The organism is Kitasatospora sp. NPDC002227 (assembly GCF_040296285.1).
Lineage (GTDB): Bacteria > Actinomycetota > Actinomycetes > Streptomycetales > Streptomycetaceae > Kitasatospora.
Window position 1 is genome coordinate 24,537 of sequence record NZ_JBEOWY010000049.1, and the last position, 14,484, is coordinate 39,020.

General features: G+C 71.6%; 16 protein-coding genes. 11 read left to right on the plus strand and 5 right to left on the minus strand.

The features are described 5' to 3' along the window. Window position 1 precedes the first annotated feature (1 nt). The 3 genes from resB (at window position 2) to ABT095_RS31080 (ending at window position 3,376) form a co-directional block, all read left to right on the plus strand. Window positions 2-1,699, plus strand: coding sequence for a cytochrome c biogenesis protein ResB (gene resB, locus ABT095_RS31070; protein WP_350532888.1), 1,698 nt, complete (start codon window positions 2-4; stop codon window positions 1,697-1,699). 3 nt (window positions 1,700-1,702) lie between these two features. Next, window positions 1,703-2,836 (plus strand): c-type cytochrome biogenesis protein CcsB, encoded by a 1,134-nt coding sequence (ccsB, locus tag ABT095_RS31075; RefSeq protein WP_350532889.1) that lies wholly within the window; start codon window positions 1,703-1,705, stop codon window positions 2,834-2,836. Window positions 2,837-2,968: 132 nt separating this feature from the next. Continuing rightward, complete coding sequence (locus tag ABT095_RS31080; RefSeq protein ID WP_350532890.1) at window positions 2,969-3,376, plus strand: hypothetical protein; 408 nt, start codon at window positions 2,969-2,971, stop codon at window positions 3,374-3,376. Window positions 3,377-3,433: 57 nt separating this feature from the next. Here the strand turns inward: ABT095_RS31080 and ABT095_RS31085 are convergent, their stop codons facing one another. The 3 genes from ABT095_RS31085 to ABT095_RS31095 all read right to left on the minus strand — a co-directional run bounded on the left by ABT095_RS31085 (window position 3,434) and on the right by ABT095_RS31095 (window position 6,025). Beyond that, on the minus strand, window positions 3,434-3,637 hold the full coding sequence (locus tag ABT095_RS31085) for an acyl-CoA carboxylase subunit epsilon (protein ID WP_350532891.1): 204 nt from the start codon (window positions 3,635-3,637) through the stop codon (window positions 3,434-3,436). A gap of 71 nt (window positions 3,638-3,708) precedes the next feature. Next, entirely contained in the window at window positions 3,709-5,310 is a 1,602-nt protein-coding gene (locus ABT095_RS31090; protein WP_350532892.1) for an acyl-CoA carboxylase subunit beta, read from the minus strand. Window positions 5,311-5,743: 433 nt separating this feature from the next. Then, complete coding sequence (locus ABT095_RS31095; protein ID WP_350532893.1) at window positions 5,744-6,025, minus strand: PLDc N-terminal domain-containing protein; 282 nt, start codon at window positions 6,023-6,025, stop codon at window positions 5,744-5,746. 116 nt (window positions 6,026-6,141) lie between these two features. Between ABT095_RS31095 and ABT095_RS31100 the strand changes: the two genes are divergently transcribed. The 5 genes from ABT095_RS31100 to ABT095_RS31120 all read left to right on the plus strand — a co-directional run bounded on the left by ABT095_RS31100 (window position 6,142) and on the right by ABT095_RS31120 (window position 10,678). After that, a complete protein-coding gene (locus ABT095_RS31100) occupies window positions 6,142-7,599 on the plus strand; it encodes a menaquinone biosynthesis decarboxylase (RefSeq protein ID WP_350532894.1) in 1,458 nt (485 codons plus the stop codon). Next, window positions 7,596-8,489: a menaquinone biosynthesis prenyltransferase MqnP gene (mqnP, locus tag ABT095_RS31105; protein WP_350532895.1), complete on the plus strand. Its 894-nt coding sequence runs from the start codon at window positions 7,596-7,598 to the stop codon at window positions 8,487-8,489. Before ABT095_RS31100 ends, mqnP begins: the two co-directional genes overlap by 4 nt. A gap of 37 nt (window positions 8,490-8,526) precedes the next feature. Then, complete coding sequence (locus tag ABT095_RS31110; RefSeq protein ID WP_350532896.1) at window positions 8,527-8,898, plus strand: VOC family protein; 372 nt, start codon at window positions 8,527-8,529, stop codon at window positions 8,896-8,898. Between the two features lie 105 nt (window positions 8,899-9,003). Then, window positions 9,004-9,360: a YciI family protein gene (locus ABT095_RS31115; RefSeq protein WP_350532897.1), complete on the plus strand. Its 357-nt coding sequence runs from the start codon at window positions 9,004-9,006 to the stop codon at window positions 9,358-9,360. Window positions 9,361-9,430: 70 nt separating this feature from the next. Further along, window positions 9,431-10,678: an RNA polymerase sigma factor gene (locus ABT095_RS31120; protein ID WP_350532898.1), complete on the plus strand. Its 1,248-nt coding sequence runs from the start codon at window positions 9,431-9,433 to the stop codon at window positions 10,676-10,678. Here the strand turns inward: ABT095_RS31120 and ABT095_RS31125 are convergent. Further along, a complete protein-coding gene (locus ABT095_RS31125; protein WP_350532899.1) occupies window positions 10,664-11,371 on the minus strand; it encodes an MOSC domain-containing protein in 708 nt (235 codons plus the stop codon). The genes ABT095_RS31120 and ABT095_RS31125 overlap by 15 nt on opposite strands. A 67-nt stretch (window positions 11,372-11,438) precedes the next feature. After that, a complete protein-coding gene (locus ABT095_RS31130; protein WP_350532900.1) occupies window positions 11,439-12,185 on the minus strand; it encodes a cyclase family protein in 747 nt (248 codons plus the stop codon). A gap of 60 nt (window positions 12,186-12,245) precedes the next feature. On the opposite strand from ABT095_RS31130, the gene ABT095_RS31135 reads away from it, so the two are divergent. The 3 genes from ABT095_RS31135 to ABT095_RS31145 all read left to right on the plus strand — a co-directional run bounded on the left by ABT095_RS31135 (window position 12,246) and on the right by ABT095_RS31145 (window position 14,470). After that, entirely contained in the window at window positions 12,246-12,923 is a 678-nt protein-coding gene (locus ABT095_RS31135; protein ID WP_350532901.1) for a UbiX family flavin prenyltransferase, read from the plus strand. Window positions 12,924-13,041: 118 nt separating this feature from the next. Beyond that, complete coding sequence (locus tag ABT095_RS31140) at window positions 13,042-13,503, plus strand: Lrp/AsnC family transcriptional regulator (protein ID WP_350532902.1); 462 nt, start codon at window positions 13,042-13,044, stop codon at window positions 13,501-13,503. A 64-nt stretch (window positions 13,504-13,567) separates the two neighbouring features. Continuing rightward, a complete protein-coding gene (locus tag ABT095_RS31145; RefSeq protein WP_350532903.1) occupies window positions 13,568-14,470 on the plus strand; it encodes a threonine ammonia-lyase in 903 nt (300 codons plus the stop codon). Window positions 14,471-14,484: the final 14 nt, after the last annotated feature.

Genomic DNA, 14,484 nt, shown 5'->3' on the forward strand with positions numbered 1-14,484 from the left:
CGTGAGCGACACCCGTACCCGTCCGGAGGACGAGCTCTCGGCCGAGCGGCTGAGCAGCGCCCCGACCGAGAGCGACAGCCCCGCCGGGATAGGGGTGCTCGGCTGGCTGCGCTGGACGTGGCGTCAGCTGACCTCGATGCGGGTCGCGCTGATCCTGCTGTTCCTGCTGTCGGTCGCGGCCATCCCCGGCTCGCTGATCCCGCAGAACAGCCAGAACAGCTTCAAGGTCGAGACCTGGAAGGCCGCGCACAAGGGCATCACCCCGGTCTACGAGAAGCTCCAGCTGTTCGACGTCTACAGCTCGGTCTGGTTCTCCGCGATCTACCTGCTGCTGTTCATCTCGCTCGCGGGCTGCATCATCCCCCGCACCTGGCAGTTCGTCGGCGTGCTGCGCGCCCAGCCCCCGGCCGCGCCGGGCAACCTGACCCGGATGCCGGTCTACGCGGCCTGGCACAGCGCCGCCGACGCCAAGGCGGTCAACGCCGCCGCGTACCAGCACCTCAAGAGGCGCGGCTTCCGCGCCAACCTGGGCAACGGCGCCGTCGCCTCGGAGAAGGGCTACCTGCGCGAGGTCGGCAACCTGCTCTTCCACTTCTCGCTGTTCGCCCTGGTGGCCGGCTTCGGCTGGGCCGGGCTGGCCAGTGGACAGGGCGGCAAGCTGGTGATCGAGGGCCAGGGCTACTCCAACACCACCACCCAGCTGGACGACTTCACGGGCTCGGCCCTCTACACCTCCGAGGACCTGGACAGCTTCGGCTTCAAGCTGGACGGCTTCACCGCCAAGTACCAGACCAGCGGTGACCAGATGGGCAGCGCCCGCCAGTTCACCGCCCACATCCGGTACTGGACGGGCGACGACAACACGAAGCTGACCAAGGGCGACATCGAGGTCAACCACCCGCTGGAGATCGGCGGCAGCAAGGTCTTCCTGATCGGCCACGGCTACGCCCCGGTGGTGACGGTCCGCAAGGCCGACGGCACCAAGGTGTACTCGGGCCCGACGGCCTTCCTGCCGCAGGACGGCAACCTCACCTCCACCGGCGTGATCAAGGTCAACGACTACGGCGAGAAGGACGGCGCGAAGACCCAGCTGGGCCTGAACGGCTTCTTCCTGCCGACCGCCGCGCCGAACTTCGAGAAGACCGGCCCGGTCTCGCTCTTCCCGGATACGGCGGACCCGGCGCTGGTGCTCAGCGCGTGGGCCGGCGACCTGCGCACCAATGCCGGGACGCCGCAGAACGTCTACCAGCTCGACACCAAGGGCATGACCCAGCTCAAGGTGAACGGCCAGCCGGCCATCGTGAAGCTCAAGCCGGGCCAGGGCTGGACCCTGCCGGACAACTACGGCTCGGTGACCTTCGAGGGCTACCAGCAGTGGGCCAGCTTCACCGTCTCGCACCGGCCGGGCAACGCCGTCGCGCTGACCGGCGCCGTCTGCGGGATCCTCGGCCTGATCGGCTCGCTGTTCGTGCAGCGCCGCCGGATCTGGGTCCGGGCCACCGCCACGGCGGACGGCCGCACCCTGGTCGAGGTCGCCGGGCTGGCCCGCAGCGAGTCGGCGAAGATCGCCGAGGAGCTGGCCGAGATCGCCGTCGACCTCCAGGACGAGGCCCCGGCGCTGGACGACGAGGCCCCGGCGTTCGACGAAGCACCTGAAGACAAGCCCGAACACCCCGCTGACCAGGACTCCAAGGAGTAGACGGTGCCTCTCGCAGCAGGGGTCGACCTACAGCTGGCCGACCTGTCCAACAAGCTGATCTACGCGGCCATGGCCGTGTACCTGCTCGCCATGTTCGCCCACATCTTCGAGTGGACCTTCGGCAGCAAGGGCGCCGTCGCCGTCCGCTCCACCGAGCAGGCGACCCTCGCCGAGACGGTGGCCGCCACGGCTCCCCAAGGGGCCAAGAAGGTGACGGTCACCGTCGCCTCCGCCGGGGGCGGCACCACCACGCTGACCCGCACCGCCCTCGCCGACGCCGGCGCGACCGTGGTCACCAGCGGCCGCGGCGACGAGGACCAGGTCGACGGCCTCGGTGCGGCCGGCACCAGCGAGAAGGGCGACCTGGCCGGCCGGATCGCCATCTCGCTGACCGTCCTGGGCGCCCTGCTGCACATCGGCGGCGTGCTCACCCGCGGCCTCTCGGTCGAGCGCTGGCCGTGGGGCAACATGTACGAGTTCTCCTGCGCCTTCGCGCTGACCACCGTGCTGGCCTACCTGGGCCTGCTGGTGAGCGGGAAGAAGGTCCGCTGGCTCGGCCTACCGGTCACCGTCGCCGTGGTGCTGACGCTGGGTCTGGCCGTCAGCGTGCTGTACACCGAGTCCGAGCAGCTCGTCCCGGCCCTGCACTCGTACTGGCTGGCCATCCACGTCTCCGCCGCGATCATGTGCGGCGGCGCGTTCTACGCGGCCTTCGCGGCCACCGCGCTCTACCTGGGCAAGGACTGGTACGACCGCCGGATGGCCGAGGGCCTGACCACCGGCCCGTTCGGCACCTCGGCCTCGATCTGGCAGCGCCTGCCCGCCGCGTCGACCCTGGACAAGCTCTCGTACCGGATCAACGCGCTGGTCTTCCCGCTCTGGACGTTCACCATCATCGCGGGCGCGATCTGGGCCGAGGCGGCCTGGGGCAAGTACTGGGAGTGGGACCCGAAGGAGACCTGGTCCTTCATCACCTGGGTCGTCTACGCCTGCTACCTGCACGCGCGGGCCACGGCCGGCTGGAAGGGCCGCAAGGCCGCCTACCTGGCGCTGCTGGCCTTCGCCTGCTTCCTGTTCAACTACTACGGCGTCAACATCTTCGTGACCGGCAAGCACAGCTACGCGGGTGTCGGCTGACGGCCGACCGGACGAGAGTTCAGCTCCGAGTCGGCGTAGTCCCGGGCCGGGAGGTTTCGGGACACGCCGAGCGGAGCACTTGTGCCGATGATCGGGTCACCGTGAGGGAAGCCGCGAGGAGAGGGCCGCGCTATGGAGTGCGACGAGGTCATGCTGACCGTCCGGATCACCGCGGGAGAGCGTGCGCTGCTGCGCCGCCTGGCGCAGGGGCACCGCAGCGACGTGTCGGAGGTGGTCGCGGACGGCCTCCTGGACGTCCTGCCGATGGTGGCGGCCACCACCGCCGACGCCTACCGCTTCCTGGCAGCACTCACGCCACCCGCGCCGTGCGCGCAGACCGTCTGGCTGCCGACCGCGCTGAGCGACCTGCTGGTGCTGGCGGCAGCCAGGGTGGCCCAGGCCACCGGTGTCCGCCTGGGCTCGGCCAGCGCCGTCCTCGGCGCGGCCGTCCGCCTCTGGCTCAGCCAGGACCCGCAGCGCCTGGCCGCGAACCTGCACACGATGCACGAGGGCCGTTCGGCCGCCCTGACAGCGGCGTGACGGGTACGACGAAGGGGTGGCCCGCGCATCACAGCGCGGGCCACCCCTTCGTCGTTGTCAGGCCGCCTGCTGCCAGCTGACGGGGGAGTAGTACGCCGGGCGGCGCTCGAGGCGCTGCCAGCGGGCGATGGGCTCGACGGTGGCGAGGGCGGCGCTGCACTGGGCGGCGGCCGCGCGGGCCATCAGGACGGCGGTGAGGGCGGCCAGCTCCTCGTCATTGAGCGAGCCTCGGGTGATCCGGATATCGGCAGAGATGCTCATGGTGTGGGTTCTCCCCCGGTGCGAAGTGAACGGCGGGCAGGTGCCTGGTGCTGTGGGTGGAGCGGCCCGTGCTACATGGGCGGGTTGCCGTGCTTGCGGCTCGGCAGGTCGGCGTGCTTGGTGCGGAGCATGGCCAGCGAGGAGGCGAGCACCGCGCGGGTCTCGGCCGGGTCGATGACGTCGTCCACGAGGCCGCGCTCGGCCGCGTAGTACGGGTGCATCAGCTCGCTCTTGTACTCCTTGATCTTCTGCGCGCGCATCGCCTCCGGGTCCTCGGCCCCGGCGATGTCGCGGCGGAAGATGACGTTGGCGGCGCCCTCGGCGCCCATCACGGCGATCTCGTTGGTCGGCCAGGCGAAGGACAGGTCCGCGCCGATCGAGCGCGAGTCCATCACGATGTACGCGCCGCCGTAGGCCTTGCGCAGGATCAGCTGGATGCGCGGCACGGTGGCGTTGCAGTACGCGTAGAGCAGCTTGGCGCCGTGCCGGATGATGCCGTCATGCTCCTGGTCCACGCCGGGCAGGAAGCCGGGGACGTCGAGCATGGTGACCAGCGGGATGTTGAAGGCGTCGCACATCTGCACGAAGCGGGCGGCCTTCTCGGAGGCGTTGATGTCCAGCACGCCGGCCAGCGACTGCGGCTGGTTGGCGATGATGCCGGTCACGTGGCCGTCGATCCGGGCCAGCACGCACAGCACGTTGGTGGCCCAGCGCTCGTGCACCTCGAGGTACTCGCCGTGGTCGACGATCTCCTCGATCACCTTGCGCATGTCGTACGGGCGGTTGCCGTCCACCGGCACCAGGTCGAGCAGTGCCTCGTTGCGGCGGTCCACCGGGTCGTCGTTGCTGACGGCCGGCGGCATCTCGCGGTTGTTCTGCGGCAGCAGCGAGAGGAGGTAGCGGACCTCCTCGATGCAGGACTGCTCGTCGTCGTAGGCGAAGTGCGAGACGCCGGAGACGCCGGAGTGCACGTCGGCGCCGCCGAGGCCGTTCTGGGAGATCTTCTCGCCGGTCACGGCCTGGACCACGTCCGGGCCGGTGATGAACATCTGCGAGGTCTCGCGGACCATGAAGACGAAGTCGGTCAGCGCGGGGGAGTAGGCGGCGCCACCGGCGCACGGGCCGAGCATCACGCTGATCTGCGGGATGACGCCCGAGGCGCGGGTGTTGCGCTGGAAGATGCCGCCGTAGCCGGCCAGCGCGGTGACACCCTCCTGGATGCGGGCGCCGGCGCCGTCGTTGAGCGAGACCAGCGGGGCACCGGCCGCGATGGCCATGTCCATGATCTTGTGGATCTTCTGGGCGTGGGCCTCGCCGAGGGCTCCGCCGAAGATCCGGAAGTCATGGGCGTAGGTGAAGACGGTACGGCCGTGGACCTTGCCCCAGCCGACGATCACGCCGTCCGTGTGCGGCTTCTTGGCCTCCAGGCCGAAGCCCTGCGCGCGGTGGCGGCGCAGCGGCTCGATCTCGTTGAAGGTGCCCTCGTCGAGGAGCAGTTCGATCCGCTCGCGGGCCGTCAGCTTGCCCTTGGCGTGCTGCGCCTCGGTCGCCTTCTCGCTGGGGCCCTGCTTGACCTTGTCCCGAAGGTCCCGCAGCTCCGCGACCCGCCCGTGCGCGTCGGCCGGGATCTCGGGGATCTCGTCGCCGGGCGGCGCCTCGTGCAGAACCGTCATCTCGAACCACTCCAAGTGTGAGGGAACTGTCCGACGCGGCCGGCCTGCTGTGGCGGCAGCCGCGGCTGCGAACACTTCTTCACCTACGACACTACGAGGGATCGCACCCCGAAATCGGCGTTGATTCCGTACAAGGTCAAGGCCCAGAACCTGTAAGAGCCTGACAGAAGGCGCACGCCCCGCGAAGGCGTCGAACAGGCGCTTCGACCTATGCACAGGTGGCTTGTGAATCGCCGCCCGTTTTGCTTGAACCGCAGGTCAGAGCGGTTGCGAATCGGCGTGTCGGGGGCGCGCGGCGCTGGCGTGCGCAGGTGCGGGCGTGACAACGGCGCCGAGCGGGGAACGGGGCGTTTTCGGCGCCGGATCGTAGGGATGCACCAAACGGGGGTGCGGCGGTCGAGACCACCGCACCCCCGCCGTCGGCTTCCCGTCGTCAGGGCTTCTCGGGGTCTTCGCGCTCGCGCAGCTTGTCCAGGGAGGCGAGGAACTCGGGGTTGTCGTCCGGGGCCACCATCGGCCCGGTCGCGGCCCGCGGCCGCCGGCGCCGCCCGGCCACCACCCAGGCCGCGGAGCCGACCAGCGGGAAGAGCAGCACCACGATCACCCAGACCACCTTGGGCAGGTGCCGCACCTCCTGCTCCGGCGTGGTCACGCAGTCGATGAAGGCCCAGATCCACAGGGCGATGACGAGCAGTGACGGCAGAATCCTGAGCACGGCGGCGGTCTCCCCCGGAAGCGGTCGGTACGGGCGGCCCCCAGGCTAGTCCTTGGAGCCTTCGGACACTGCCCCGCGTGCAAGGCCGGACGGGCGAGTATCGGATACTGACACGCATGGCATACGACGATCTGCGCTCATTCCTCCGGGCCCTGGAGCGTGAGGGCGACCTCAGGCGGATCAAGGCCGAGGTCGACCCCCACCTGGAGATCGGCGAGATCGTCGACCGGGTCCAGAAGGCCAAGGGCCCGGCGCTGCTGTTCGAGAACGTCAAGGGCTGCTCGGTGCCGCTCGCGATGAACGTCTTCGGTACGGAGCGCCGGCTGGCCAAGTCGCTCGGCCTCAAGTCGCCCGACGACATCGCCGAGAAGATCGCCGGCCTGCTCAAGCCCGAGCTGCCGCAGGGCTTCACCGGCTTCCGGGACGCCTTCGGCAAGCTCGCCTCGATGGCCCACGTGCCGCCGAAGAACGTGAAGTCCTCCGACGCGCCCGTCCAGGAGGTCGTGCTCACCGGTGAGGACGTCGACCTCGACGACCTGCCCGCGCTCTTCACCTGGCCGCTGGACGGCGGCTCCTTCTTCAACCTGGGCCTGACCCACACCAAGGACCCGGACTCCGGCATCCGCAACCTCGGTCTGTACCGCCTGCAGCGGCACGACAAGCGGACCATCGGCATGCACTGGCAGATCCACAAGGACAGCCGCAACCACTACGCGGTGGCGGCCAAGCGCGGCGAGAAGCTCCCGGTCGCGATCGCCTTCGGCTGCCCGCCCGCCGTCACCTACGCGGCCACCGCGCCGCTGCCCGGCGACATCGACGAGTACCTGTTCGCCGGGTTCGTCGCGGGCGAGCGGGTCCGGATGGTGGACTGCAAGACGGTGCCGCTGCAGGTGCCTGCGGACGCCGAGGTGGTCCTGGAGGGCTGGCTGGAGCCGGGCGAGATGCTGCCGGAGGGCCCGTTCGGCGACCACACCGGCTTCTACACCCCGCAGGAGCCCTTCCCGGCGCTCACGATCGACTGCGTCACGATGCGCAAGCGGCCCATCCTGCAGTCCATCGTGGTCGGCCGCCCGCCGACCGAGGACGGCCCGCTGGGCAAGTTCACCGAGCGGTTCTTCCTGCCGCTGCTCAAGATCATCATCCCGGACATCGTGGACTACGACCTGCCCGAGGCCGGCGGCTTCCACAACTGCGTGATCGTCTCGATCGACAAGAAGTACCCCAAGCACGCCCAGAAGGTCATGCACGCCATCTGGGGCGCCCACATGATGTCGCTGACCAAGCTGATCATCGTGGTGGACGCGGACTGCGACGTCCACGACTACCAGGAGGTCGCCTGGCGGGCGCTGGGCAACACCGACTACAGCCGCGACCTCTCGGTGGTCGAGGGCCCGGTCGACCACCTCGACCACGCCTCGTACCAGCAGTTCTGGGGCGGCAAGGCGGGCATCGACGCCACCCGCAAGCTCCCCGAGGAGGGCTACACCCGCGACGGCGGCTGGCCCGAGATGGTCTCCTCCGACCCGGCGACCGCCGCCCTGGTCGACCGCCGCTGGAAGGAGTACGGGCTGTGAGCACGGCCGCCGTCACCCCGGGCCCGGCCAAGGCCTTCCTGCGCCTGGTCATGATCGAGCACTCGGTCTTCGCCCTCCCCTTCGCCTACATCGCCGCCCTGACCGCGATGTACCTGGACGACCAGCGGGTGCACTGGGGCCAGCTGCTGATCGTCACCGTCTGCATGGTCGGCCTGCGCACCTTCGCGATGGCCGCCAACCGGATCATCGACCGCGAGATCGACGCCCGGAACCCGCGCACCGCCGGCCGCGAGCTGGTCACCGGCGCGGTCTCGCTGCGCACCGCGTACGCCGGCTCGGCCGTGGCCCTGCTGGTCTTCCTCGGGGCCGCCGCACTGCTCAACCCGCTCTGCCTGGCGCTGGCGCCGGTCGCGGTGGTGCCGATGGTGGTCTACCCGTACGGCAAGCGGTTCACCGACTTCCCGCACGCGATCCTGGGCCTGGCCCAGGCGATGGGCCCGATCGGGGCCTGGCTGGCCGTCACCGGCAGCTGGTCCTGGGAGGCCGTGGTGCTGGGCCTGGCCGTCGGCGTCTGGATCGGCGGCTTCGACCTGATCTTCGGCTGCCAGGACGTCGCGGCCGACCGCGCCGAGGGCGTGCGCTCCGTCCCGGCCCGCTTCGGCATCGCCGGGGCGCTGTACGGCGCGCGGGCCTGCCACGTGGTGACCACCGGTCTGCTGGCCTGGTACGGCGTGCTCACCGGCGCCGGCGCGGCCTTCTGGGCCGGCATCGCCGTGGTGGTCGGCGCCTTCCTGTACGAGCACTCGATCGTGAAGCCGGGCGACCTCTCCCGGCTGAACCGGGCCTTCTTCACCACCAACGGCTTCGTCGGCGTCTCGCTCTTCCTGTTCGCCCTGCTCGATCTGGTGATCCGGGGCCTGGGCGTGTGACAGCCGCCCGGCGGGCCAAACTGCCTATCCTGGAACGGTGATCGGCAGACTGCAGTGTGTGGTGCTCGACTGTCACTACCCGGCGGGGCTGGCGCACTTCTACGCCGCCCTGCTCGGGGGTGAGGTGGACCGGCCCGACCCGCGCTGGTCGCTGGACTCCGAGTGGTCGACGGTGCACGCGCCCGGCGGCCTGGTGCTCGGCTTCCAGCGGGTCGAGGACTTCCGCCCGCCGCGCTGGCCCGACCCGGCGCACCCGCAGCAGCTCCACCTCGACCTGGAGGTGGACGACCTGGACGCGGCGGAGGCGCGGGTGCTGGAGCTCGGGGCCGTCCGCAAGGACGCCGAGACCGACTTCCGGGTCTACGTCGACCCGGCCGGCCATCCGTTCTGCCTGGTCAGGGCCCGGTAGAAGAATTTCCGGGATTTCTTCGGCGGAGCTGTCGATCCGGCCCGCCCCCGTTCGACACACGGGTGAGAGCGGGGGCCCGCCCCGCTCCCCTACCGAGGAGTCACCATGCCGCGCTTCCTTTCGATGATCCGGGTCGACGAGAGCCAGCTGCCCCCGAAGGACTTCCCCGCCGACTTCGAGCAGAAGATGGGCGCCCTCCTGGAGGAGATCACCAAGGCCGGCGTCATGCTCGACACCGCCGGCCTCACCCCCACCTCCCAGGCCACCCGGATCACCTGGTCCGACGGCAAGCTGTCCCACACCGACGGTCCCTTCACCGAGACCAAGGAGGTCGTCGGCGGCTACGCCATCATGCAGTGCAAGGACAAGGCCGAGGCCCTCGAGTGGACCCACCGCTTCCTCGAGATCCACCCCGCCGAGTGGACCGTCGCGGCCGAGCTGCGCGAGATCGCCGGCCCCTGACCGACCTGGCAGGCAGCCGGTCGCAACCGCCCCCGGGGTGGTGCGACCGGCTGTCCGTCAGAATCGCACCGTGAACGAGTCCAGCGCCGCGGTCGAAGCCCTCTACCGGATCGAGTCGGCGAAGATCATCGCTGTCGTCACCCGGATCGTCCGGGACGTCGGGATCGCCGAGGAGCTCGCGCAGGACGCGCTGGTGGCGGCGCTGGAGCAGTGGCCCCGCGACGGGGTGCCGGCCAAGCCGGCCGCCTGGCTGATGTCCACCGCCAAGCACCGGGCCGTCGACCTCGTCCGGCGCAAGGAGACGTACGCCCGCAAGCTGGCCGAGGTCGGCCGCGCCCTCACCGACGTCCCACCCCCGCCGGAGCCGGCCGACCCGGAGGACATCGACGACGACCTGCTGAGGCTGATCTTCACCGCCTGCCACCCGGTGCTCGCCACCGAGGCCCGGATCGCGCTGACCCTGCGGCTGCTCGGCGGTCTGACCACCGAGGAGATCGCCCGCGCCTGCCTGGCCGCCGAACCGACGGTGGCCCAGCGGATCGTCCGCGCCAAGCGTGCGCTCGCCAAGGCCGACGTCCCGTACGAGGTGCCGTACGGGGCCGACCGGGCGGCCCGGCTCGACTCCGTCCTCGAGGTCATCTACCTGATCTTCAACGAGGGCCACTCCGCGACGGCGGGGGACGACTGGCTGCGGCCCGCCCTCTGCGAGGAGGCGCTGCGGCTGGCCCGCGTGCTGGCCGGCCTGATGCCCGCCGAGCCGGAGGTGCACGGCCTCGCGGCCCTGCTCGAGATCCAGGCCTCCCGCACGGCGGCCCGGACCGGCGCCGACGGCGAGCCGGTCCTGCTCGCCGAGCAGGACCGCACCCGCTGGGACCGCCTCCTCATCCACCGCGGCTACGCCGCCCTGGCCCGCGCCACCGAACAGGGCCGGCCGCTGGGCCCGTACGGTCTGCAGGCCGCCATCGCCGCCTGCCATGCCCGGGCCGTCCGCTACGGGGACACCGACTGGCCGACCATCCTGGCCCTGTACGACCGCCTCGCGGCCCTCACGCCGTCCCCCGTGGTCGAGCTCAACCGCGCCGTGGCGGTCTCGATGACCGAGGGCCCGGCCGCGGCCCTCGCCCTGGTCGACGCCCTGGCCCCGGCCCTGAAGGACTACCACCTGCTCCCGAGCCTGCGCGCCGATCTGCTGGTCCGCCTCGGCCGCCCGGCCGAGGCCCGCACCGAGCTCGGCCGCGCGGCGGCTCTGGCCCGCAACGCCAGGGAGCGGGAGCTGCTGCTGCGGCGGGCGGCGGAGCTGGGGTCAGACCAGGCGTAGCTCGTCCCCGACCGCGATCCGGCCGGGGGCGGTGACGTCCGCGAGGGCGTCCAGGCGGTTGCCGTGGTGGGTGGCGACGGCGCGCAGGATCTCGGGGGCGTGGGGGAGGCCGGGCTGCGGGGCGGCGGTCATGACGCAGCGTTCGCTCGCGCGGATCAGTGCCAGGCGCAGCCCGCCGCCGGCCGCCTCGCGGCCGAACCAGGTGTCCTCGACGAACGGCGGGGTGCCGGGCGGGGTGCGCAGCAGCAGGTTGGGGCGGAACCGGCGTTCGTCGACCGCCGCCGCCGGGCAGGCGGCGCGGACCCAGTCCAGGGTGGCGGTGGTGAGCAGGCTGACCGGCAGCTGGTCGAAGTGGGAGACGGCGTCCTCGCGGGCCAACTCGACGTCCTCGCGGCCGAGGTAGGCCCGCAGGAAGGCGTCGGGGTCGGCGACGGGGCTGCCGAGCGGGTCGAGCAGGACGGGGGCGTCGAGCCGGTGGCCGAGGCGGGCGGAGAGGCGGAGCAGGCCGTCCATGCGGCGGAACCGGCGGGTGGTCTTGCCGGAGCCGAACTTGCCGTGGCCGTCCCGGACGGCGTAGAGCCGGTCGCCCGCGAGGCCGCGCGAGTCCACCTCGACGGAGTCGAGCCGCTCACCACCGGTGGATTTGACCGGATAGCGCCAGATCCGCTCCACCACGCCGATGATCTCTGCCATGCAGCGAGGGTATCGGCGCCCCGCAACTTGGTCTAGACCTATAGGGCCGACCGCCGCTGACGCGCACTCAGCCGGTGACGGTGGCCACCGCCCGCACCGGAGCCCCGTCGGCGGCCACCAGCCGGAGCGGGAAGAGCGAGACACCGACCTCCTGCCCGGCGGCCTGCGCGTCGAGCAGCGGGGTGAGGTCGGTCAGGTTCTCCGCGATCACGGCTCCGCCGGGGGCGCCGAGCAGGGCCCGGTGCGCGGCCAGCGAGAAGGCCTCGCCGGGGGCCGCGTCGTGCTCGTCGGTCAGGTCGGCGAGCAGTGCGGCCACCCCGGGGTCGGCCGGGCCCGGGTCGGGGGTGCGGTCCACGTTGAGGGCGTCGACGCCGACGGTCCGCACGCCCGCCGCCGCGATCCTCCCGGCCGCCTCCGCCGAGAGATAGGGGTGCGCCAGGTAGTGGTCGGTGCCCCAGTGCCGGGCCCAGCCGGTGGCGAGCAGCAGGACGCACCCCGGCGTCACCCTGGCCAGCGCCTCCTCGAGCAGCTCGGCGCCGATCTCCGTCCGAGGCGCGAGCCCCCGCAGGTCGGCCAGCACGGCCGGCCCGGTGAACAGCCCGAGCGGCAGCCCGTCCAGCGTGGGCCAGGTGACGTCCACGTGGTACGGCGCGTCCACGTGCGTACCGGACTGCGACCCCAGATGCAGGGCGAGCACATTCACCCCGGCCGTCCCGGTGGTCAGCGCGGGAGCGAGCAGCACCTCCGGATCGCCCGGGTACACGGGCATGCCGGTGGTCACGGGATGGGTGAGATCGAGCAACTCCGTCGACATGGTCCCTATCCTGCCGCGCCGGGCACAGCCGCACCCACCACCCGGGCGAAGATGGCCGTCATGAACACCGAGCAAGGAAGTACGGAAACCGAGCACAGCACCCCGCCCCCGCCCCGCCGCCCCTGGGTGGTCGGCGTCTCCGGGGCCTCCGGCACCCCGTACGCGGCGGCGGTGATCCGGGCCCTGCTCGCGGCGGGTGAGGCGGTGGACCTGGTGGTCAGCCGGGCGGCCCGGCTGACCGTCCTGGACGAGACCGGGATCTCCTTCCGGGACGCGCACTGGCGGCAGGACCTGACGGAGTGGATCGGGGTCGAGGAGTTGGACGGCGTCCGGTACTGGCCGGCCGGGGATTTCGCGGCCGGACCCTCCAGCGGCTCGTACCCGGCCAAGGGCATGCTGATCGTCCCCGCGAGCACCGGCTCGGTGGCCGGGGTCGCGCTCGGGCTGAGCAAGGACCTGCTGCAGCGGGTGGCCAGCGTGACGCTCAAGGAGCGCCGCCCGCTGGTGGTGTGCGTCCGCGAGACCCCCCTCAATGGGGTGACGTTGAAGCACCTGGTGGAGCTGGACGCCCAGGGCGCCGTCGTGCTCCCGGCCTCGCCGGGCTTCTACGCGGGCGGTTCGACGGCCCGCGAGATGGTGGACTTCGTGGCCGGGCGGGTGCTGGACGCGGTCGGCGTGCCGCACGGGTTGTACCGGCGCTGGGAGGGGGAGTTGGGTTCAGGAGGCAAGGTCGCGTAAGCCGGGCGGTTACGGGAGAGTATGTTCTCTGTGATATCCGGGTCGATCCGCGCATGACGCCTTCGAATCCGGATACTGATCTGTGGGTCTGGTGAGGTTCGGAAGGACGCGGGCGGATATGGACAGCGTGGACAGACAGCTCATCCAGGCGTTGCGGGAGAACGGGCGCGCTTCGTACGCCGAACTCGGCCGCCTCGTCGGGCTGTCGGGCCCCAGCGTGACGGACCGGATCAACCGGTTGGAGCAGGCCGGGGTGATCACCGGGTACCGCGCGACGGTCAACCCGGCCTCGCTGGGCTTCGGCGTCACGGCCCTGATCGGCCTTCAGCTGACCGACGCGGCCGACCACGACGACGTCGCGCGCCGTCTCAAGGAGCTCGGCGAGGTCGAGGACTGCTGGTTCATCGCCGGCGACGACTCCTTCATGCTCAAGGTGCGGGTCTCCAACGTCGAGGGCCTGGAGTCGGTGGTCAAGCGCCTCTCCGGCACCAAGGGCGTGGCCCGCACCCGCACCACCGTCGTCCTCTCCACCAAGTGGGAGAACCGAGTGAGTGACCTGCCGATGGCCGAAGGGGAGTGACGCGTTGGCGTTGGTCGGTGTAGAGGAACTGCGTGCGGCCCAGCGGCGGATCGCCGGGGTCGCAGTGAGAACGCCCCTGCTGCCCAGCCCCTGGGCGGCCACCGAGGGGCGCGCGCTCTGGCTCAAGCCGGAGAACCTGCAGCCGACCGGCGCCTTCAAACTGCGCGGCGCCTACAACCGGCTCGCCGCGCTGAGCGAGGCCGAGCGGGCCCGGGGCGTGGTCGCGCAGTCCAGCGGCAACCACGCCCAGGCGGTGGCCTACGCCGCCGGGCTGCTCGGCATCAAGGCCGTCATCGTGATGCCGGACAGCTCCCCGGCCGTCAAGGTCGCCGCCACCCGGGCGTACGGCGCCGAGGTGATCCTGGTGCCCCCGGCCGAGCGGGACGTGCTGCCCGCCCAGCTGGCCGCCGAGCAGGGCTACGTCTGGGTGCCGCCCTACGACGACCCGTACGTGATCGCCGGTCAGGGCACCGTCGGCCTGGAGATCGGCGAGGACGCGCCGGACGAGCTGGACACCGTGCTGGTGCCGGTCAGCGGCGGCGGTCTGATCTCCGGTACGGCGGCCGCGCTCAAGCTCACCTGCCCGGGCGTGCGGGTGATCGGCGTCGAGCCCGAGCTGGCCGCCGACGCCCAGGCCAGCTTCCGGGCCGGCGAGCGGATCACCTGGCCGGTGGCCGACACCCACCGGACCATCGCCGACGGGCTGCGCACCACCTCGGTCGGCGCGCTGCCCTTCGAGCACCTGCTGGCCTACGTGGACGACATCGTGACCGTCTCCGAGAAGGAGATCCGCGACACGGTGGCCGTCCTGGCCCGCCGCGGCCGCCTGGTCGCCGAGCCCTCCGGGGCGGTCGCCACGGCGGCCTACCTGCACCGGGGCGCCGAGCTGGACGGCCGCTGCTTCGCCGCCGTGGTCAGCGGCGGCAACCTCGAACCGGAGCTGCTGGCAGAGCTGCTCGCGGGGTAGGCGTAGGCTCGGAC

Coding starts and splice junctions, on each gene's coding strand:
- ABT095_RS31080 (WP_350532890.1), top strand. CDS start 2,969: ATGGAGTGCGACGAGGTCATGCTGACCGTCCGGATCACCGCGGGAGAG.
- ABT095_RS31085 (WP_350532891.1), bottom strand. CDS start 3,637: ATGAGCATCTCTGCCGATATCCGGATCACCCGAGGCTCGCTCAATGAC.
- ABT095_RS31090 (WP_350532892.1), bottom strand. CDS start 5,310: ATGACGGTTCTGCACGAGGCGCCGCCCGGCGACGAGATCCCCGAGATC.
- ABT095_RS31100 (WP_350532894.1), top strand. CDS start 6,142: ATGGCATACGACGATCTGCGCTCATTCCTCCGGGCCCTGGAGCGTGAG.
- ABT095_RS31115 (WP_350532897.1), top strand. CDS start 9,004: ATGCCGCGCTTCCTTTCGATGATCCGGGTCGACGAGAGCCAGCTGCCC.
- ABT095_RS31125 (WP_350532899.1), bottom strand. CDS start 11,371: ATGGCAGAGATCATCGGCGTGGTGGAGCGGATCTGGCGCTATCCGGTC.
- ABT095_RS31130 (WP_350532900.1), bottom strand. CDS start 12,185: ATGTCGACGGAGTTGCTCGATCTCACCCATCCCGTGACCACCGGCATG.
- ABT095_RS31135 (WP_350532901.1), top strand. CDS start 12,246: ATGAACACCGAGCAAGGAAGTACGGAAACCGAGCACAGCACCCCGCCC.
- ABT095_RS31140 (WP_350532902.1), top strand. CDS start 13,042: ATGGACAGCGTGGACAGACAGCTCATCCAGGCGTTGCGGGAGAACGGG.